Origin of the sequence: Candidatus Endolissoclinum faulkneri L5 (assembly GCF_000510265.1) — a bacterium.
Taxonomy (GTDB): domain Bacteria; phylum Pseudomonadota; class Alphaproteobacteria; order Thalassobaculales; family Thalassobaculaceae; genus Thalassobaculum; species Thalassobaculum faulkneri_A.
Genome location: NZ_CP006745.1, coordinates 1,465,352 through 1,487,717, shown reverse-complemented (window position 1 = coordinate 1,487,717; position 22,366 = coordinate 1,465,352). Strand labels below are relative to the sequence as shown.

Annotated in this window: 8 protein-coding genes; 1 reads left to right on the top strand and 7 read right to left on the bottom strand. The window is 38.0% G+C overall.

Annotation, left to right across the window (positions count from 1 at the left end):
* Positions 1-570: 570 nt before the first annotated feature.
* From P856_RS03995 to gloB, 7 genes are all read right to left on the bottom strand, one after another.
* Entirely contained in the window at positions 571-1,008 is a 438-nt protein-coding gene (locus P856_RS03995; protein ID WP_025300878.1) for a DUF3035 domain-containing protein, read from the bottom strand.
* The gene (gene lspA, locus P856_RS03990; protein ID WP_227028668.1) at positions 998-1,480 is read right to left on the bottom strand and encodes a signal peptidase II; all 483 of its coding nucleotides are present in this window, start codon (positions 1,478-1,480) and stop codon (positions 998-1,000) included. Before lspA ends, P856_RS03995 begins: the two co-directional genes overlap by 11 nt.
* Positions 1,481-1,491: 11 nt before the next feature.
* Positions 1,492-4,317: an isoleucine--tRNA ligase gene (gene ileS, locus P856_RS03985; RefSeq protein WP_025300876.1), complete on the bottom strand. Its 2,826-nt coding sequence runs from the start codon at positions 4,315-4,317 to the stop codon at positions 1,492-1,494.
* A gap of 58 nt (positions 4,318-4,375) precedes the next feature.
* A complete protein-coding gene (locus tag P856_RS03980) occupies positions 4,376-5,287 on the bottom strand; it encodes a bifunctional riboflavin kinase/FAD synthetase (protein ID WP_264357527.1) in 912 nt (303 codons plus the stop codon).
* Positions 5,271-5,399 (bottom strand): hypothetical protein, encoded by a 129-nt coding sequence (locus P856_RS04530; RefSeq protein ID WP_264357526.1) that lies wholly within the window; start codon positions 5,397-5,399, stop codon positions 5,271-5,273. The genes P856_RS03980 and P856_RS04530 overlap by 17 nt, the downstream gene beginning before the upstream one ends.
* A 655-nt stretch (positions 5,400-6,054) precedes the next feature.
* On the bottom strand, positions 6,055-6,885 hold the full coding sequence (locus tag P856_RS03975) for a pseudouridine synthase (RefSeq protein WP_025300874.1): 831 nt from the start codon (positions 6,883-6,885) through the stop codon (positions 6,055-6,057).
* Positions 6,886-8,396: 1,511 nt separating this feature from the next.
* Entirely contained in the window at positions 8,397-9,143 is a 747-nt protein-coding gene (gene gloB / locus P856_RS03970; RefSeq protein ID WP_320409044.1) for a hydroxyacylglutathione hydrolase, read from the bottom strand.
* A 954-nt stretch (positions 9,144-10,097) separates the two neighbouring features.
* Between gloB and P856_RS03965 the strand changes: the two genes are divergently transcribed.
* Positions 10,098-19,451 (top strand): SDR family NAD(P)-dependent oxidoreductase, encoded by a 9,354-nt coding sequence (locus P856_RS03965; protein ID WP_025300872.1) that lies wholly within the window; start codon positions 10,098-10,100, stop codon positions 19,449-19,451.
* Positions 19,452-22,366: the final 2,915 nt, after the last annotated feature.

The following is a 22,366-nucleotide window of genomic DNA, read 5'->3' as shown; positions in this document are numbered from 1 at the left end:
AATATCTGAAATAATATCTGAATATTGATTCGGGGAGGTGCAAATTAACATAAAATCCTGGGTACTCAGCAAAAGGCAGCAATTGTAATTTAATATTGTCAACTAATGGTAATTCAAGACGCATAAATATTAAGTTAAATTCGCTATATTAATTTGGTGGCAGATTATAAGTTTGGATTTTTTATAATAAAACAATTAAAAATACTATTTTGTACTATAACTATCACGTTGATATAAAACGTAATCATTTTAATTAACATTATGCAATCATTAATAAATTTTCTTATAAAGAAACGCTTACTTTTGTAAAAAAGTAATACTATATAACTATATAGTAGTTCACTAAATTTATTGTCGTTCTTTAGATGATAATTTTATTTATAAACTGAATAAATGATTAAATATTATAGGTTTGAATACTTTAATCATAAGTAGCACTATTATTAACAAGAAAATCAACTAAAAAATCAGCCTGATTATTGTTTTTTTAGGCTGTCATTCATCGGTAGTTCTACGCTTATGTTTTGATTATAACCCCTTTCCAATAAATCAGTATACTATTAGGACGTCTTATTTCATACGCATAGTTTTTTGATCATTGTCTATAATCTTGCGAATATTCGGGATTGCTTGATCGAGACCAAGCTGCTGGCGGATTTTTTTTTCGTTGATCGAATACACTGTCTTTTGATTATTAAAATTCGGTACTAATTTTAAGCGGCGAAGAATGCTTTCAGCAATATTATTTGTCAGTAAGTTCTCTTCTGGCATTGGCGGATGCAATTCATAATTTGGCGGAAGTGAAAGCGGTGGACGAGAGACAACTTGGAATTCGTCCGGTGAATTTTTGGTATATCCAAGAGCTTCTCGTATTTGCGTACAACCGCTAAGACCGATTAAGAAGATGGACAATATACTAATCGCTGCAGCCGCACTAATGATGTTTTGCGCTAAGTAGCTATGTTTAAAGGCATTATCTTTCGCTTTTATATTTTTTTTAGTTTTCATGTTTTAATTTATAAGTTTTAACAGAATCAATCATCAATAGAACGACACCTAAAGTAATAGCACAATCTGCAATGTTGAAGGCTGGCCAATGCCATTCTCGATAATGTACATCAATAAAATCTAAAACTGCACCATATAATAGGCGATCAATAGCATTTCCTATGCCTCCACCGGTTACTGCACTTAAACTAATAATCGTGAATAATCTTGTTGTTTGCATCATTATCACCAGCATTAAACAACATATTACTAGTGTTAAGCTGATAAGCATCCATACTACCCAACTAGAAGTGCTGGAAAGCATTCCAAAACTAACACCTGTATTCCATACCTGGATAAAATCTACTCCTGGAAGGACCGTAATTCTCTGAGGGGGATTATACAAGGTCGACATCACCAATAATTTGCTGATTTGGTCGGCGGCAATTACTAGACCACTTATGCCTATAATACAAATAATTCGGTAATGCATGCTAAATGCACTCATTCAGTAGTATTTACTAAATCGTATATCGCATTTTGGCATCGTATGCAGATCGGTTCATCGTCTACTACCTCAGGTAGAATTCGCCAACAGCGCTCGCATTTTTTACCCTTAGCTAATAGATTTGCTTCGCAAGCTATACCAGGTATTTCTGGCAGACTATAGGCTGTTATTGGACCTAAGCTGTCGTTTAGTATAGCGTCAGAAGTTATAAAAATTTCTGCTGCAGCAAGCCCATCAAAAGCCGCTTTATCATTAGATGGCATGTATACGATCGGTGCCGCCTGAAGAGAAGATTTAATGCGTTTCTCTGCTCGTTCTAATTCTAGAGCACCTGTTACTACGCGGCGGACTGTCCGAATTTTTAGCCATTTTTTCGCTAGTGTTTCATTTTTCCATTCGACAGGAATAACAGGATATTCCTGTAAGTGAACAGAATTATATTCTCCCGAATTGCGTGATCTCCAGGCTTCTTCAGCAGTAAACACACAAATTGGTGCCAGCCACTTGGTTAAGCATTCAAATAATGTATGCATTACCGTACGCATTGCTCTACGACGTTTGCTTCGTTTTGTATCACAATATAATGAGTCTTTACGAATATCGAAATAAAAGGCGGAGAGGTCAACTGAGCAAAAATTTTGTATAGTTAGAAACATTTTATGGTAGTTAAAATCTCTAGTACATTGGCGAATTATTAGATCTATTTCGTAAATTCTGTGTAGTACCCAGCGTTCTAGATCAGGCATATCATTTGGTTGAATAGTCTCTGCTTCCGAATAACCGTTAAGTGCGCCTAACACGTAACGTAGCGTATTGCGTAGGCGTCGATAATGATCGACCGAATGTTTTAATATTGATGGGCCAATCCGTAGATCCTCTGTAAAATCGCAGCTCACGACCCAAACGCGTAAAACATCAGCTCCACTTTTGCTGATTACTTGCAGCGGGTCTATGCCATTATTTAACGACTTAGACATTTTGCGCCCATGTTCGTCATTAAGGAAGCCGTGGGTTAGTATCGCTTTGTATGGTGCTCGTCCACGAGTACTACAACCGATTAACAATGAAGAGTGGAACCATCCACGATGTTGATCAGAACCTTCTAGGTATAGCTGGGCTGGCCAGTTTAGATCGGCCCAAGCCGGTTCATTGGATTCTAAAACAAATGCATGAGTGGATCCGCTGTCTAACCAAACGTCAGCAATATCAGTAACCTGTTCGTAATCGTTCGGATCGTAGTCAGGCTCCAGTAATTTAGAGCAATCTTTAGTAAACCAAACATCAGCCCCCTCAGCCTCAAAGGTATTAGTAATTCTATCAATTATTGCTTGATCACGTAGTGGTTCCCCAGTTTTTTTAGATGTGAAGACAGGGATTGGCACTCCCCAAGCCCGTTGTCGACTAATACACCAATCCGGTCGACTTTCAACCATTTTGCGCAGACGCCTACGACTAGAAGGTGGTACAAAAAGAGTATTATCAATTTCCCTCAGTGCAGTATCACGAAGTCCGTTAGTCTCCATAGAGATAAACCATTGAACTGTATTTCGGAAAATTAACGGCGTTTTTGAGCGCCAGGAATAAGGATAAGGATGCTGAATTTCACTAATAGCTATTATGCCACCGTAATCACGCATGATAGATAAAATTTTTAGATTATCTTTTAGTATATTCATCCCAGCAAAGATTGGTACGTGATCATAGAATACGCCGTCATTAGCGATAGTTTTTGGCACTTTTAGTCCATTTTTTGTACAAAGTATAAAATCATCAAGGCCATGGGCAGGCGCAATGTGCACAAAACCTGTGCCGGCATCTTCTGTAGCAAAGTCGGCGGCAATTAAAGGTACTTCATATTCATAGCCTCGCCCGGACAGTGGATGCGCGCAGATCGTTTCTGAAATCTCTGAGCCTTTTAAAATTGCTAATTCATTAATTGCTTCTATTTTTGCTTGGCTTTTAAACTTATCGAGCAGTGAGCGCGCTACCACCAATTTCTCGCCTATCTTGGCAAGGCTATTGTTGGCAACGGTCATTGGCATGAATATTACGTAGTCAATTGTGTTGCCATAAGCAATTGCACGATTGCCATGTATAGTCCAAGGATTGGTCGTCCAGATAACAACAGTTGTATTTTCTAGTTTTGGATTGTCTGTTTTGATTACTGAAAAGCGAAAATATGCAGTAATTGATGTGTGATTTTGATATTCAACTTCTGATTCGGCCAGTGCTGTCTTTTCAATCACAGACCACATAACCGGTTTTTCACCTTTGTATAGACTACCGTTCATCAAAAGTTTACCGATTTCTCGAGCGATTTGTGCCTCTGCTTTGAAATCCATAGTGGAATAGTAATTATTCCAGTCGCCGGTAATGCCTAATCGCTGAAATTTTTCACGCTGAATATTTATTAATTTGCTAGCAAATTTTCGGCATTCTCGACGAAAATCAACTATTGGCACTGTGTCTTTATCTATTCCTTTAGCCCTGTATCTTTTCTCGATTTTCCATTCAATGGGCATACCGTGGCAATCCCACCCTGGAACATAGTGAATTCGTTTGCCGTTCATGTGTTGGGTACGGTTAGCTAAATCTTTTAGAATCTTGTTTAGCGCGTGTCCCATATGAAGATCGCCATTTGCATAAGGTGGTCCATCATGTAAAATAAATGATTCGCAGTTTTTACGTAGCTCACATATAAGTTGATCAAGTTTGATTTGTTTCCACCAAGCAAGAATTTTGGTCTCAAGCTTGGGTAATCCGCCACGCATAGGAAAGTCAGTTTTCGGCAAAAAAATAGTATTTTTGTAGTTTGTGATCATTGCAAATATCTGTACAATTTAAACAGTGCTAATAAGTTAAACAGTGGTAATAGGCGAGTTAAACAGTGGTAATAGGCGAAAAAAAATATTGGTTTAGTATTTTTCTTGCCTGAGCTGTATCGGCATTGATTTGTTTTGTTAAATCATCTATGCCCATAAATTTTTGTTCCGGACGAATAAAATCAACCAATCCTACGCGTAAATCTCGACTATAAAGTTGGATTTTTTTATCGAATAGGTTCACCTCAAGTATTACACCTTTATAGTTTACTGTCGGACGAATACCAATATTAGCAACTCCTGGCATCCATATTCCAGATTCTTCGCCGCTAGTTAGCATAGCTGTGACTGCATAAACACCAAACCGCGGACATAGTAGCTCACCCAGGCGCAGGTTCGCTGTGGGAAAGCCTATAAGTCTTCCACGCTTATCTCCCTCTTCAACAGTTGCAGTAATTTCCCATGGTGCACCAAGCAAAGAGGCAGCTTCTCGCGGGTCACCCTCTATCAAACATTGGCGTATGCGAGACGATGAATAAACCGCACCATTATTTTTTTGTACCGCAGCTACCTTTGTAACACCAAATCCCTTATGTGTTGCGCGTTGTGCTAGCATATCTGTGGTACCACGTCGTCGATAGCCAAAATTAAAATCGTATCCAACTACAACATGACGCAATCCAAGATACTTTAGCAGTACCTCGTCAATAAAGTTCTCAGCGCTCAGTTGTGCAAATTCTTTGTCAAATGGCAGTTCAAATAGAGTATCAACACCTAAATTTTCTAGATGCTTGGCTCTACTCCTAGATGTGCTAAGTCGAAACGGATCTATATTTTGCTGAAATAACTGACGCGGATGGATAGCAAAGGTCAAAACTGATAGTGGAACCTGTAGTTTACAGGCAATCTTTGAAGCCTCATTGATCACTGCTCGGTGTCCAAGATGTACACCATCAAAATTTCCGATCACCGCCACTGATCCTCTGTGCCGTTGCTTTATTGATTGCAGTGAACGCATAGTTTCCAAGGTCGTGCCCTTCCCGATCAAGCGGGATTGATATGCTTGTGTATGTTAAAAGCATACAGGTTAAACAGTAATAAATTTTAGTATTGCTATTAATAATTATTTGCTATTGAGTTCAGTAGCTAAAAGCAAACTATTTTTAGTTTCTAACTGATTGACATGTTGCTCATCGAGACTGCTGATAAGTTTTTGCATAAAAAATAAAAGAGCTAATCTTTAAGCATGAGTAGTCCATAAATATTCTCAGAGTTAAGAATTAAAAGATAAAAGTATAAATGTTGCTGGAGTATAAACCGAAAGCCAGAAATTTACTTAGAATTTTTTACTTCTAGCGTAAGTTTGTGAAACAGTCAATGAACTACAAATTATAATACCCTAAATTGAGATAATGCTATTGCTGTCTATAATAAGTTTTTAATAATATTAATAAGTTTTTTACTAATTGTGGTGATCAAGAACAAACTTAATTATTAGTAAATTATTTATTTTTACTGAGATGAGTCTCAGAATTAGTAACTTGAATTTACCCAAGATAATCTTGTTGGTAAAAATAATCAAAGAGTATTATTGAATATTAGCGGTTTGTGCATAGCTAAAAAAATTAAAGCAAGAATTTAGATTATTGAATTTTACTAATTTAAACCATTCTTATCGCTTTATATTGATTATCATTACACCAAATTAAGCTCACAGCAAAATTATTATCGATTTACTTATAGCTTAAGTTTAAGCAAACTATTTAAAAGTTTGGTATCTATCTCCTTCGTCTGCTCGGGTAGTATATTCCCAAGTCGAAAAGGTCCGTATGATATTCTTAGCAGTCGGTTGACGCTTAGACCTAAATGTTTCATTACGCGTCGGATTTCGCGGTTCTTTCCCTCCTTAATGTTGATTGTTAGCCAAGAATTGCAATTTAATAGTCGGTCGATATTGACGTTAAAAGCTCTATAGGTGAAACCGTCAATACAAATTCCTTGTTTTAGTCTAGCTAGCGCATTATTATCGATCTTACCAAACACTCTTGCTCGGTATGTTCGCTTTAAACCAGTTGATGGTAGTGCTAAATAACGTGCAAGTGAGCCGTTGTTAGTTAGTATCAACAAGCCTTCGCTATTTATGTCTAAGCGACCCACAGCAATCGTTCTTGGCATATCTTTTGGCATTGCATCAAACACAGTTCTTCTGCCTTGCGGATCACAGTTAGTTGTTATCGTTCCTGGGACTTTGTGATAAAGCCACAAACGCGTTCGGTCAATCTGTGCTAGTGGTTTATCGTCAACCATAATTTCTGAATGTTTGGTAACAGTAATTGCTGGAGTGTTTAATATTTCACCATTTAGCTTGATACGACCATTTGCTATCCAATTTTCAGCTTCGCGACGCGAGCATAGTCCAGACCTAGCTATTCTTCGGGCGATGCGTTCTGATTTGTTTTGTTCATCGAGTAATGTTCTCGGTAATATGCTTATTGGTCGACTAAGCTCTTCAGTTTGATTGAGTTGACTAGTAAATTGATTACTAACAATTTCACCGGCTATTTTCATGAAAAATACTTCATTATCTTGATATACTTAGAAAATACATCCAAATGGTATTTCCTACAGCAATTCATTGACCTATAAATTTTATTTTAAGAGTAATCTTATAAAGAGTAATCTTAATTTAAATTTTAAGATTAATCTTAATTTAAAAAACAACTGTTTTAGTTGTGTATCATCGGCACTAAAAATTACATACCCTAACGATAAGAAATCAATTTACTTATACTCATCAATTTACTTATACTCATTAGTATGAACCGATAGTAATTTTTGGTATCTTAATAACTGTTTGATTTTGCATTTTAGCCAGTTGATCAATTGCTAAAGGGTAAATTCTACTAATTCGTTAAGGAAAGTAAGCTAATATTAAGTAAAATACTGTAATAAAATACTATAAAATTTTTACATTAGCCTACTAATTTATAAGAAAATTATTTTTTTCAAAAAAATTTCTTTCCTGTAAGGGATAAAGCATGGCGGAGGAGATTTTTTGTTAAATTAGCCTGTTTGTGCGTTACCTAAATAGTCATAGCTTATTATGAGGCCTAAATTCTGGATTACATCTATGTGTTAATTTTAACAAAACCCTCTTTAAGAATATCAAACTATCAAGCTTGCCGCTTTGCAAGTTGTTCCCTGATACAAATGGTTATCTCTCGTAATTGGTTTACAGTTTTTACATTAGTTGCTTGCAAGATTATTGAACTAAAAATTGAATTAGTTAGTTGAGGAGGTTAGTTTAAAAAAATCTTAAACGTAATCCGGTCTCTACTGTAAGACTGTATCTTTAAGAGATAAATTAATTGTATTTGATGAAATGCAAACATCTGGCATTGATTAATGAACTGAATGGAATACGCAATAAAAATTATTTTTGCGACTCGACTACGTTTGGTGTTATTTTATATCCATTGATATTCGGCTATTCCCTAATAATTAGTGAAGTATTAGTTATTTGCAGTTAAAGTGATTGAGTCAACTAAAACTTTAATATTACTAAATATTGTTTAAGGTCTTATTTTTGACCAGCAACAGAAGCTATTTAAATTTGCTAAAAGCAATGCTTGCTGTTTTCTTTAATAATCTTACCGTATACGACTGATTTAAATTTTAGTAATACTTTTAATCAGAGCTATTAACTAGTTAGAAATTGTTAATAGTGATCATACAATGAATTTGTTTGCCAAAAGATCCCTGCACAGCTAAATCAATGACTAGTAAAGAGTATTTTTATAATCTTTATACTGTATGCTAATTTAATTTTTAGTTGTTATAAGATTCCCCTAAACTATTAGTATGACCTAAACTATTAGTATGACCTAAACTATTAGTATGATATGACTACAACTTAACATGAAAAATTTTCACTCACGCAACCCACTGAAGCGTTCAAAATTTTAGGTATATTCGTCGTGTTTGAATCAACAGTTCATTTAGAAATAATTACCAAATAGTTCGTTAATTATTTTTATTGATCGATAATTTTTTTTAAATGCTAATAGTCCGACAGTTTTCTAAAAATTATCCTTAAGCATGCGTAGTTCGGCGAAAATTTCTACCGGATCAGCGCCTGATTTACCAATAGCCAGGGCGATTTTTGGATCTTTAATGCGCAAAAAAGGGTTGGTAGCTTTTTCTATACTGAGAAGAGAAGGTACTGTGGGTTGATTGTTATCTAACAATTCATTAACTTCCTTACTTCTTTTTTTTAGATCCTCATTACTGTAATCTATTGAAATTGCAAAGCGAGCATTAGATGCCGTATATTCGTGTCCGCAATAAATTTTGGTTGAATCCGGCAGCTTGCTTAACTTGAACAGGGAATCTAAGAACTGTCTTGCTGTGCCTTCAAACATTTTTCCGCAACCAAGCGAAAACAATGTATCCCCGGTAAACAAAGCCTGGCTATCTGCAAAATACAGTGAGATATGGCCAATAGTGTGGCCGGGTGTTTCCAAAATAGAAACGATGTGTCCAGCGAAATCGTAGGTACTACCTTCGACTAAGGGAATTTCAAGATTTGGAATCCGACTAATTTCCGCCTTAGGTCCTATCAAAATAGCATTGTGATTTTTTTTTAAAATTAAATTACCATTAATATGGTCCAGATGGTGATGTGTGTTTAAAATATGTGTTAGTTTCCAATGACGTCCAGCCAAAACAGTTTCAACAGCATCTGCATCGCCTGGATCCACTACGGCGGTAGAACCAGATATTTCATCATGCAGCAGATAGCAATAATTATCTAAAAGCGTTGGCACAGTAACAATCTGAAGAGGGAAAACTTGCATTTTTAAAGATATTCTACAATTCTTCGACGAAGTTATTATATTCAAAACCAAAAAATGTAAAGTGTCATACTTTAATAGTAAGAACTAAAAAGCACACATGCCATCATAATAGAAAATATTCAATACTTTAATTTAATCGACACTTTACTGTTGTGAAAGTTTATTATAGCTACTTTCATCAATGCACGCAACAAATTTCTATTTGTTACAAATACAGCTTTCGTAAGTAATAAGGCGTTTTTATTCCCTAAAGTATGTTGTAGTAATTTTTGTAGTTTCTAAAACTTGAAGTAATTTATCTGGATATTGATTTAGTATCGGGAATATATTAGTGATTAAGAGTTGCTATTTATTGACGTACAAGCATATTTCAGCATGGTACTAAAAGCTTTTTTTTTAATTCACTTGTTTTGATATCGGTAACTGAGGCTTTGTTTTATAGTTTTAATAGTTTTAATTTAGTTGACAATATAGTTTGTTGCACTATAAGCGTGCCTACCCCGCTGTTTGTATTAGCATGTTTAGGAAATAGAAGCAAATCGAAGCGATAATCAGGTTTAAAGTTAAAGATGTAGGATTTAAGGAAACAGGTTGCAATTAATTTAATGAAGGTCTAGCTTTACTCTGAATGATTCTTAATGATCAATATTTTGTAGATCTATATCTATCTTGTAGATCTACAATTATCTTTGGAGATCTACTGAGTATCTTATTAATTTCTTAATCTTGAGTATCTTCATAATCTATAATATCATCCATTAATGTATATGGTATTGTAATATCTAATGTATTATGGTAGTGGTTTTTATTTTGGTTTTGCAGTAAAATTTGCTTTTTTGCATCTCGCTTAAGTTTTTGTCCGCTTAAGTATACTTAAGGATTTTTAGGGGATTAACATAAAACTTTTATTTCTTTATTTTTGTTATGGAGCTGAGGATCGGCATGTCGGATAACAACCAGATCATGAATGAAGCTGCTGTTGCGGTGATCGGGCTTGATTGTCGTTTTCCTGGAGCGATGAATGCAGCGGGATATTGGCAAGATATAGTTGATGGTCGCTCCCGCTTAATTTCTCTTCCGGATAAAATTATTAGAGACTTTGGTCTTGGTTCTGCTGATGAGCTTGATCCAGCGACGATCAAGGTATTTGGTGTTTTGCAAGACGTAGATCGTTTTGATTCTGAATTATTTGCCATCCCTCCGCGACGAGCTGCTCGCTTAGATCCTCAGCAGCGGATTTTACTGGAACTAGCTTGGAATGCTATGGAAGAAGCTGGTTACGGCCCACAAACTGCGGATTTACTTGTCGGAACATTTATTGGACTAACTCAGTCTAGTTATTTCCCGGCGGAAAAAGGATTGCCAGAAGATGCAGTTTTTGATCTTACTGCCCAGGAAAAGGATTATGCCGCTACGCGAATTGCGCACAAGCTTGGTTTATTGGGCCCAGCAATGGTAGTCCAGTCAGCTTGTTCCAGTGCTTTGCTCGCTGTTCATATGGCATGTGAAGCATTAATTAGTGGGCAGTGCGACATGGCTATAGCCGGAGGCGCGTCGATAGCATTTCCTCAAGGCGCGTATCGTCATGTGCCTGGTTTGATGCTATCGCCTAGTGGACATTGCCGAGTGTTTGATGAACGTGCCGACGGTACTGTGCCTGGCAATGGCGCTGGGGTGGTAGTTCTCAAGCCTCTTGCTTGTGCTCTTGCTGACGGTGATCCGATTCGTGCTGTGATTCGTGGATCTGCTTCGAATAATGACGGAGCAATTAAAGCTGATTATTTGGCTCCTAGCGTAAATGGTCAAGCATTGGCAGTTGGTGAGGCTTTAGCAGTTGCTGGTTGTAAACCTGCAGATATAGGTTTGATTGAAGCGCACGCTACTGGCACGAAATTGGGTGATCCCATAGAAATTAAAGCTTTGTCGCGCATTTTTACTGGATTGCCAGTGGGGAGTATAGTGATTGGTTCGGCCAAGGCATCTATTGGACATCTGAATGCTGCAAGCGGAATTGCCGGACTAATCAAAGCTATTTTAGCATTGGAAAATGCTAAATTGCCGCCAGTTGCGGGCTTTCAAACCCCAAACAGTGATATTCCGTTTGAGGATACCCCATTTCGGGTTGCCGCTTCGGCTGAGCCATGGCTGCAGCAGGAAAAGAAACGGGTTGCTGGAGTTAGCTCTTTTGGTTTTGGGGGTACCAATGTACATGTAATATTAGAAGAGGCACCAGCGCGTCCAGTACGTTCAGCTATAAGCCATGTTGGCTTTCCATTGGCTTTATCAGCAATGAATCCCGATCAATTAGCAATTCTTGGTCAACGAATAGCTGATGCTTTAGACTACGATCCTCTACTTCGATTGGATGATGTCTCCTTTACTTTATTGGCTGGTCGCGCATCATTACCAGTTAGAAGAGCATCGGTCGTTATGACGAGAGAAGAAGCTATTGACTGGCTTCGTGGGCATGGCTCCAGCAGCAATTTACCAAAAAATCTAGCAGAATGGGTTGATGGAAAACCAACTAACATTTTGAAAATTATACCGAAGGGGGCCCAAAGGGTTAGATTACCCGGCTATCCTTTTAATTCACAGCCTCACTGGACTGAGCTTGTTGGATTGATGCCAGCATCTACTGGGCTTGCTTGGAAAGGCGGCCAGGCGCATACATCATTGAATGAGGCTGATGCAATTGCAGAATCTGAAACATCTTCCATTAATATTATTGATACTCTCGTACGTGAGTTACTGGCTGAAGCTTTAGGAGTACAGAGTACGAGTATTGATTCAGCAGCCCCGCTAGCGTCTTTTGCTCTGGATTCGCTTTTGACTGTTGGCATTACTAATCGTCTGAAGGAAAAATTCCCGCGTCTTCGTGATACTATTTTATTCGAACAGGAAAGCATTGCTAGCCTATGCAGATATTTGTTAGATACTTTTCCAGATGAAATAGCAACACTGACTAAACCTAATTTTGCTCTGCAACCCATAAATAAAAAAGCAGTTTTTGCTGTAACAGCAAAACAGAAAGATATTGCTGTTCAGTCTTCGATTGCGATTATTGGTATGGCTGGTAGATATCCGGATGCTCCGGATCTTGACCATTATTGGAAAAATTTGCAACAAGGAGTGTGCTCATTGAATGATGTGCCACCTGAACGTTGGCGAGTTGAGGATTTTACTGATTCTTCTCGTCTTGATCGTACTACTGTGCGTAAAGGTGGTTTTATAACTGATGTTGATCGTTTCGATTCAATGTTTTTTGGAATTGCGCCGAAAGAAGCTAAGTTAATGGATCCGCAGCATCGACTATTTCTTGAAGTTGCTTGGCAAGCCATTGAAGAGGCGGGTTACACTCCTGCTGAATTAAAACGTTCCGCTGGAAATGGTACTGTTGGCGATGTTGGTGTTATTGTTGGTGCGATGAACCAGCCTTATAGGCTCGTTGGATTGCCTGCTACCGCTTCTGGAAAGGTAGTGCAAAATGGACATTGGTCTATAGCCAATCGTTTAAGTTATCATCTGGACTTAACCGGTGTTAGCATGGCTGTGGATACTGCTTGTTCTGCTTCACTTACTGCAGTACATTTAGCGTGTGCTGCTTTGACAAAAGGTGACTGTGGTGTGGTTGTTGTGGGCGGCGTGAACCTTATCTTACATCCCCTGCAGTCCTTGGAATTAGCTCGAATTGGGATGTTGTCGCCAAGTGATCTCTGCCGACCATTTGCTGACGGTGCTGATGGGACAATACAGGGAGAGGGTATTGGTGCAATAGTCTTGAAGCCACTTGATCGTGCGCTTGCCGATGGTGATCCAATTCGATCGATAATTCTGGGCTCTGCGATTGACGCTGGAGGACGCACTTCCGGTTATACTGTACCTAATCCAAATGCTCAGCGTCGTGTGATTGAGGCTGCCTTGGCTCAGGCCAGGATTGATCCTGCTAGCATTGCCCATGTTGAGTGTCATGGAACTGGTACTGATCTTGGAGATCCTATCGAAGCCAATGCTCTAGCAGATGCAATGAAGGATAGGCAAGAAACCATTTTAATTGGATCGGTTAAGGGTAATATTGGTCATCTAGAATCTGCTGCTGGTATTGCTGGTTTGAGCAAGCTAATTATGGAAATTGAAGCAGGGGAAGTTGTTCCTAGCTTAGGTGCGGAAAATTTAAGTAAACGTATTGATTTTATCGGTCAAAAGCTAGAAGTTGTGACTACACTGCGCTCTTGGCCATGCAGATTTGATTCTGCTGGTAAATTACAGCCTCGGCGTGGAGGGATTAGCTCATTTGGAGCTGGCGGTTCAAACGCTCATTTGGTTATTGAGCAAGCGCCGGTGTCTGCTACTAGAGCTGCTGCGCCTACTGGTTTGATTCCGTTGTTTTTAAGTGCACGAGATTCCGATCGATTATCGGTAATTGCTTCACGCTTAGCTGACCGAGTTGAAGCGATGGCTATGAATGAGCTTGATGGACGAGCTTTCTTAGCTGATGTAGCTTATACACTTGTAGTAGGTCGAGTGGTATTCGATCATCGTTGTGTGATTAATGTAGATGATGTAGTTGATGCGCTTGCACAACTGCGCTCTCTATCGCCATCTTCTACGCCTACGATTAAACCTGATGAGATTGTAAAAATGCTTGGATTAGGCCGTCGACGAGTGGCCCTGCCCGGCTATCCATTTGCTGGTCAATCTTATTGGGTGGAAGGAGCTGCTCGACCGATTACTATCCCGAATAAAGGTCCGTTATTTTCAGCTTCTTCTTCGTTAGAAGATTCCGCAATTTCTTCCCGATTAGGAGATCTAGCTTTGAGTAAGCACTTGCATATTGCTGCGGATGATCCGCTGATTGACCAACATCGGGTTCGCGGTTTGCCTACTATGCCAGGTGTCGCGTCAGTGTTGGCTGCTTTACGTGTATATGGCAAAGCAGCTTTTGGAGTTCGTAATGTTGTTTGGCTGCGTGCATTGGTGAGTGAGGGTTCTGGACTAGATTTTAAAATTTCGATTACTGGAGACGTATTTGTCCTGGAAACTTGCAAAGGTGTAGCCTGTAAGGGCTATTTTGCTCCTTCTAACTTATTAATTTCTCCTAGCATACCGCAAGGTGGTAAGCTTCTGAATGGTAAAGAATTTTACGATCGACTTTTGGATACTGGGCTTGAATATAGGGGCAATTATCGGTTGATCGATGCAGTGCGAATGGATCACGAATTTGTTGTAGCTACAATAGATACTTCTGTAATTTCTGATAGATATATCGATTGGCCCTTCCCTCCTCCGCTACTGGACGCTGCTTTGCAAGTTGCCGCCGGAATGACTTTGCCGCAAAAAAGGGGTCAATCACGTACTTTGGTGCCTTTTAGCGTGGAAATCATTGATTTAGCGCCTAATGCTGCAGATTCCTGGCAACAAGCTGCTCAAATATTTGCACAACGTCGCTGTTTAATTAAAGGTACAAAAGATCGTACAGAACGGTTTGATGCATCAATTATCACTTCGAATGGTAGCGTATTAGCTTCTATTTCCGGCCTTGTAGCTCGTGATGCCGCCGGGCGCGCTAACAAGTCTGCATTAGTGTCTCCGGTTACAGAGATTGGTCGTTGGGCTTTTAAACCAGTTTGGCGACCAGTTTCTGTTCCTGCTAGCTCATTACCTGAGCGCGTAGTGCTCGTGGTTGGACCTGGAGGCCAAAGATTAGCTGATTTGTTGTCTAGTTGTCTCTCGGCTTATAATAAACGTTTACTTAGTAAGGAGATACCTGAAGTATTAGCTCAGTTAGTTATGGAAGATGGTGCATTGGTCATTGTTGTCGGTCCAGAGGGCGATGGAACAAGGCCACCGCTTGGCATGCTTGGTTTGCTTCGTGCTTTAAAATCTACTTGTTTGCTTAAACCTTTGACCATACGTTTGGTTGCAAGCAAAGCAAAGCATCCATCTGTTGCCGCTATATCTGGGCTAATTAGAGTTGCCGCCAAGGAAGCACCGAGTTGGTCAGTTGCCTGCATCGAAGTTCCTGATGAGCCGTCAGATGCTTTATTAAAAGGGGCATTAAGTGATCCTGGTGATTCGATAGGTCGTGAAATACGCCTTACCGAAACTGGTCGTTTGGTTGCTCGTTTGGAGCGGATGCCTTTTGAGGTGCCTAAAAAGCCAGTTTGGCGTGAAGGCGGACATGTGGTGATTCTTGGTGGAGCTGGGGGTATTGGATCTGCTTTAGCAAAGAGCTTAGCAAAACGGGTGCATTCCCGATTTACTTTAGTGGGACGTTCTCCGGAAAATTCAGAAATCCGCGCACTGATAGAACAGATTGAATCAGCTGGAGGATCTGCAGTTTACTTTTCTGCGGATGGGACTAATGCTGCAGCTATAAGCGAAGTTTTAAGTCTAGGTCGAAAAGTTTTTGGTCCTATACATATAGCAATTCACTCAGCTATTGTGATGGAGGATCGAGCTTTGGAGCGCATGGATGACGAGGCATTTATTCGTGCTTTTTCCATAAAAGCCTCTGGCACGCTTTCTCTTGCTGAAGCGGTACGTGAGGATCCATTAGAATCACTAGTGTTATTCTCTTCGGCTAATTCTTTTGCGGCTATGCCGGGACAAGCAAATTATGTCGCAGGATGTCTTGCTAAGGATGCTATTGGTCGTAAGCTTGCCAAAGAAGGATGGCCCGTTCGGCTGATAAACTGGGGATTTTGGGGGGATGTTGGCCGAGTTGCTACTTCTGAATATCACCAGCGTCTAGAAAGATTCGGAGTCAAGCCACTAACGACTGAAGAAGGTTTGGATGCTGTAGATCGAGCGTTATCCGCAGCAACTAAAAGTGCCGCAGGACAAGTGCTTGTGCTAAAGGCCACTAAGGAGACTATGGATAATCTAGGATTTAAAGAATCTGATATAAGAGATAATCTAGGATTTAAAGAATCTGATATAAGAGATAATCTAGGATTTAAAGAATCTGATATAAGATCTGATACTAACCTCACTAAAGCAAATGAGGAGTATGATATACTTGATTACATTGCTCGGTCTACTGTTGCACGTTGGTTAGTTGATCGTAGTGTTTTGGGTGAATTAGGTACTCATTGTTTGTTGAGTGATTTAGAAAATATGATTAAACCTGCCGCTCGACATAATAGGCTTGTTAGTGCCTTGATTGACATGTTGGTGCGCGATAGTTTTTTAACTGTATCTTCTAGCGGGTTTAAGGTGAATAAGCGTATTCCTGAAACTTCAGAAATTCTTGCACAGCAAGAGGCGTTGGTTGCTAGAAATGCAGTCTATCGCTCGCACATTGATTTGCTGGTAGCTTGCTTAGCTAATTATGATGATGTGCTCCACGACGATAAATTAGCTACAGATGTGTTGTTTCCCGGTGGCGGATTGGATTTTGTTTCGCCTATGTATGCCGGCAATCTGATGGTTGATGCTTTTAATAACTGGACAGCAGAAGCTTGTGTTGCTTCGCTGATTAAACAGCGAAGGGGCGAACATAGTTTTGGTAATGTTTTGGAATTTGGTGGTGGAACCGGTAGTTTGACATCAGCTCTTGTCCGTAAATTAGATGCTATTGGAGGGGTTGCTTCTTACCGTTTTACAGACTTGTCTTTGGGTTTTTGTCGTGCGGCTGATACTAAATTTGGCCCTGGAAGGCCATGGTTTAAGACAAGTTTGCTTGATATTTCTCGTTATCCCGAGGAATCACTCCGCGGTGAATTCAACGTCGTTGTTGGTGCCAATGTCATTCATGCTACCCCTTCTATTGCTGACAGCTTGTCTCATGCGAGAACATTGTTAACTTCCGGTGGAACCCTAGTGCTTTATGAGATGATGGCGCTTCATGACTTTGTAACGGTAACTTTCGGTTTATTAGATGGTTGGTGGGTGGCTAATGATATGCGTTTGCCTCACTCACCTTTGCTTGATGCGAATCTTTGGCGTAAAGCTGTTACAAAAGCTGGTTTTGAAGATGTAACTATTCTTGATGGTACTCGTCATGGGGTGCTTACCGCACAAGTTCCTACCAATAAGAACCGATCTAGCGTGACAGATTCTCTTGCCTTAATAAGACCAACTCAGTCAAGTAATCCGCTAATACGTAGACTTGATGCTAATCGAGGTGAAAAAGGGAGAAATGCGCTAGCTGTAGATTCTACTGTTACTGGTTTAATAGATGCAGCTAAGGTTTTAATTATTGAAGCTTTGATCGATGCTCTTGAGATACCACCCCACGAGATTCACCCAGATAGAGCATTCGCCGATTTTGGTGCAGATTCTATTCTTAGTGTTGACTTAATTACTTCGCTTAATGAGAAGCTGGGCATTGAACTGAAGCCTACAATTTTATTTTCTTATACGACTGTTGCAGCTCTTGCTTCGTATTTAGCTGAAGTTTTTCCTGCTGATTTGCAGCGTGTATCGATTAAATTCGCATCAGTATCAGCTTCATCGCCAAATCTTGTTCCAATATCTAAAGATGAATTTGCCATTGCTATTATTGGCATGTCTGGTCGTTTTCCAGGCTCCGCTGATCTCGATACATTTTGGATGAATTTAAAAGATGGAAATGATCAAATAAAACCGGTTCCACTATCGCGTTGGAACCATGCATCTATTTTAGCATCTAGTCCCGCTCCTGCTGGCCATACTGATTGTCCTGATGGTGGTTTTCTTTCTGATGTAGACTTGTTTGATCCTATGTTTTTTGGTCTTTCACCTAGTGAGGCGACTGTTATGGATCCACAACAGCGTTTGCTATTGGGTGAGGCTTGGCGAGCGCTAGAGGATGCTGGACGTGCCGGTGATGCTCTTGCTAGTTCTTTAACTGGTGTATTTATTGGTACAGTTACTGGTGATTATGCAGAATATTTGCGTGCATCAGGACTTACTGAAGATATTCATACATTTATAGGCAATACTGCTTCAATGACTGCTTCTCGTATAGCGTATCACTTAAATCTTAATGGTCCTACTTTATCGATTGATACAGCGTGTTCTTCTTCTTTGGTTGCTGTACATCAGGCGGTTGAAAGTTTGCGTGCTGGGGGGTGCGAGATAGCATTGGCTGGGGGGGTTGCTGTAATGAATACCCCAAGATTTTATATTGCTGCTTCTAGTGCTGGGATGTTGTCTCCAACTGGTCGTTGCCATACTCTTGGTGCTAATGCTGATGGATTAGTTCCAAGTGAGGGCGTTGGAGTATTTGTGCTTCGCCGCTTAACTGATGCAGTGCGTGATGGTGATCCAGTTCGCGCTATTATTCGTGCTTCTGCTATTAATCAGGACGGTGCAAGCAATGGTATTACCGCTCCTAATGGGGCAGCTCAGGTAGCTTTGTTGAAGCGAATTTATTCTAATATTGATATTGATCCATCTTCGATTGGCCTAATTGAGCTACACGGTACTGGTACTAAACTTGGAGATCCTATCGAGATGGAGGCTTTAGAATCGGCATTTGATGGCAAGAATGCACCGCAAGGTGGCTGGCCTGTTACTTCGGTAAAATCGTTTATTGGTCATTCTTTAGCAGCAGCTGGTGTGGCTGGTCTTGCCAAATTAGTATTAGCTCTAGAACATCGGGTGCTGCTGCCAATTTTAAATATCAATCAACCTAATCCGCTGATTACTTCTTTAGTAAGCGGTCGTTTTCGGGCCGTTAACAAGCCGGAACCTTGGTTAGCATTAAATCATATACCACGACGGGCTGGAGTTAGCTCTTTTGGTTTTGGCGGTACTAATGCTCATGTGATAGTTGAAGAGTGGGAGAAAACTCCTGTAAAATCTTGGCAACATGGGGCAGTTTCAATAGTATTGTCAGCAGCTACACAATTTTCGTTACAAGCTTATCGTTTTCAACTTGCTGATTGGCTGGAGGATCCTGATTGCACAGTTTCACTTGGTAATCTTGCTTTAACTTTGGCACTTGGAAGAAAAACAATGCGCTTTCGTGCAGCTTTTGTAGTTGAAAAGATCGTGGATTTAATCACGTTGTTACGTGATTTATCTACGGGTAATACAGTATCAGGTTCCACATCTTGGCATAATTTAGCTAGAGGATTTCTTGCAGGAGATCGCATTAACTGGAATTACGCTTTTGCAGGCACTGATGCTCGAAAGGTACACTTGCCTACTACTATATTTGATCTTCGTCGATGTTGGCCTGATACTTCTTCATCAGTTTCTAGAAAAAGAGGACTTTCTAGCGCGATTAGTGTTGATCTAGATACTTCGCATTACACAGTCCTTAAAGATGCTGAGAAAAATAATAATTAGACATGTTTCTTTGATTGTGCTTAGCTTGTATGCTAAGTGATCGGTTAATTTTAGCTTTTTATTTGGATCTATATACCGCCGATGGCTTCTCTTTTAGGAGAGAAGCTCTTTGTGTTTCTTTTTAGCTATTCTTGGATTACATTTGTTGTTTTTAGTGGATAGGGTTGTAATTTTTGATGTTGCTTTCCATTCTACATGATCTTTTAAAGAAAATATTATTTGTAAGTTGATTGATGATTTTAAATCAATGCAGCGTTAGAGTATAGGATGTATTGTATTTATAGTATTGACACTGTACAAGGATCTATAGACCTAAGGAAAAGCTTTTGATATTATGTGCAAAGACTTTTACGAGTATTGGTGTGGATTGATTGTGGTATAAGATGATATTTTAATCATATTTAATCAATATGTTACATTATGCGTTATTTAAGATATTAGGTTGTAGTTAAATACAATTCCTTAAGAATAATCTCAATAATTATTTTAATCTTAGTTAGCTTTTAATATTTTGTCATTAAAAATATATGCTCATTAATTTTATTCTTTTTTTATTTAAAAAACAGTAGATATAGTAATTCACAAATAGTAAATTTTGCTAGTTTGAGATAAGTCTATTAATTTGTCTGCTGGGCTGATATCTAAGTCTAAATTTTTTAATTGTAGATTAATCTGAGATAATTTTTTGCCTACTATTGCCTTCGCTTGATTTAATAACATAATTATTACAGACTTTTTATGTTTTGCAGTATCGTAAATATATTAACAATAAATTAGAAAATTTTATTAAGTGTATAGAAAACAGAATTAACCTTTTAGAGCATTTAGAAAAAAAATAACGAATCAACAAACGAAAAATTACAGCGATTCACTAGTAAATTTACATTCCATTTCATTAATTTTAGGAAAAATTTTTAAGTTTGATGACGTCAAACCACAATAATGATTGTCTGCCATGAACTAGCGTTAGACATTATAAGTTTATATTAATAATTTATTTAGATAATCGATTAATTTATCTTAAGACTAGTTCAGGTATGAGCGTTTTGGGTAGATATCGCTTATCGGTATTGTCTAAGCCAATCTAGTTAATATCTCAAGGTGCAGTATTTTTAGGAACTTCAAAATTGTTTTCTTCTAAGACAATAGAAGAGAGTTATACACTAGTTACTTCTAAAGTAGAATATTTTTAAATCTATATTAATGCTTATTTAAAAATTTATCCTTAAGTAAACATATTGACAAAATCTTTTAACGTAGTACCTCGATACGTTAGTCGATTTTTTACGTAAAAATTTTATGTTTTACTAATTACTAAAGCCTAAAAGTGATTTTAATTTGATTAACTTAACTAAGATTTAATAGAGAATTAGAATCACTTTGATTCCCATCAAGTTTTTCGATTTGATGGTTGATCATTAATCTTTCTGTATTATGAAATAAACACTGTTTCTAACTCGTTTAGAAAAAAATTTATTAGCAAATTCAACACAGAGTAGCTTCTTTTTTTTTGCTTATTATTTTTTATCAGGCTTTTGGCTAAAACTTTCTCGAATGATTATACGCTTATTCCTAAATATTCTTGCTAATTACTTGCTTAAGTATTTGATTTGTACGGTGCAGATAATTTTTAAATTAGCATTGCAGGTTACGCTAAAATTTTTCTACTCGAGTACTAGTTAGTCTATTTTGGTGATTGTAGAGGATAGCAATTGAAGATTGAACCTGCATTGGTGTTAGGTATTATTATAATTCAAAAATTTGTTTAGCCTTATCATTATTGATGCTGATCATTTTGTTGAAGTTAAATAGTAAAATAATTTTTTTAACTATTAAGAAGTATATAGCGTTATTAAAGTAGTATTAAGCTTGCCAGTACCTAAATTACATGCCTTGTGATTACATAAAGCAGTTAGTATCTCAACGCCATGATATCATTGATATCCCGATGACTAAAGTCAAAAAACATTTTGTCAGTCATTTTTGATCCAAAATGATTTTGCAAAATAATCCATAGACTATTAGATAGATAAAACAAATGTAAATAGCTACTTAGCAAATATTGCTTTGAAAGTTTATTAATTTTTATCTATGCTAATAGTTTTATCTATGCTAATAATATTGATTTTGTTGCCTGCTCTTAATGACTTTAGATAGCTAAAAGATTAAGCGATTTTTTTTGCAAGGAAGAAGATTTTTTTTGCGTAAATTTTTTAAGCGGATATGATGTCCATGCCATTAATTTTTTATAATGGCTCAATTTTGCTGTTTGTAATTTGCTATGTTTGAATAAATGCACTATTTTTTTCTAACGAAAATGTTATAGCATGTTGCTAGAACCAAGGAAAGAATGAATCAAAAGCAAGTATTTAGGTTTGTGGAGTTATTTTAAGGCGATCGATGTATTGTTTATGGGTAAAACGATTACTTCAAAGCTGGTTAACACGTGATTATGTTCTAGCTAGTGTTAATCTTGTAAGGTTAAGATTTTGCAATTATCCGATTAGTATGTTAGTAGAACAAAATATTCTGAAGTTACCTATGGAGTTTTATGAGTTTTAGCTGATGTGGACTTTGATGGGGTATAATCAGCCCTTATGTTTACTTAATAGTGTGGTAAAGATTATTATTGTAGTTAAGCCTTAAAATGTAGGATTTATTTGTTACTACTATTGCCTTTGTTAGATATTGCAAAAGTTTTAATTTAAATTAAGGCAAAAATGATTTTTACCTTAATTCGATTAAGCTCTATCGTTGGATAGTCAAATTTAATCTTGTCTGAGCCTAAAGTGGAAGAAGTTAATCAATGTTTATGAAAATTAATAATACAAATGCATGTGATACAAATGCATGTGAAAAATACAAATGCATGTGAAAAAATTTTCCTGGGTTTTGTTTGTAAGGCCTTCAGTTAT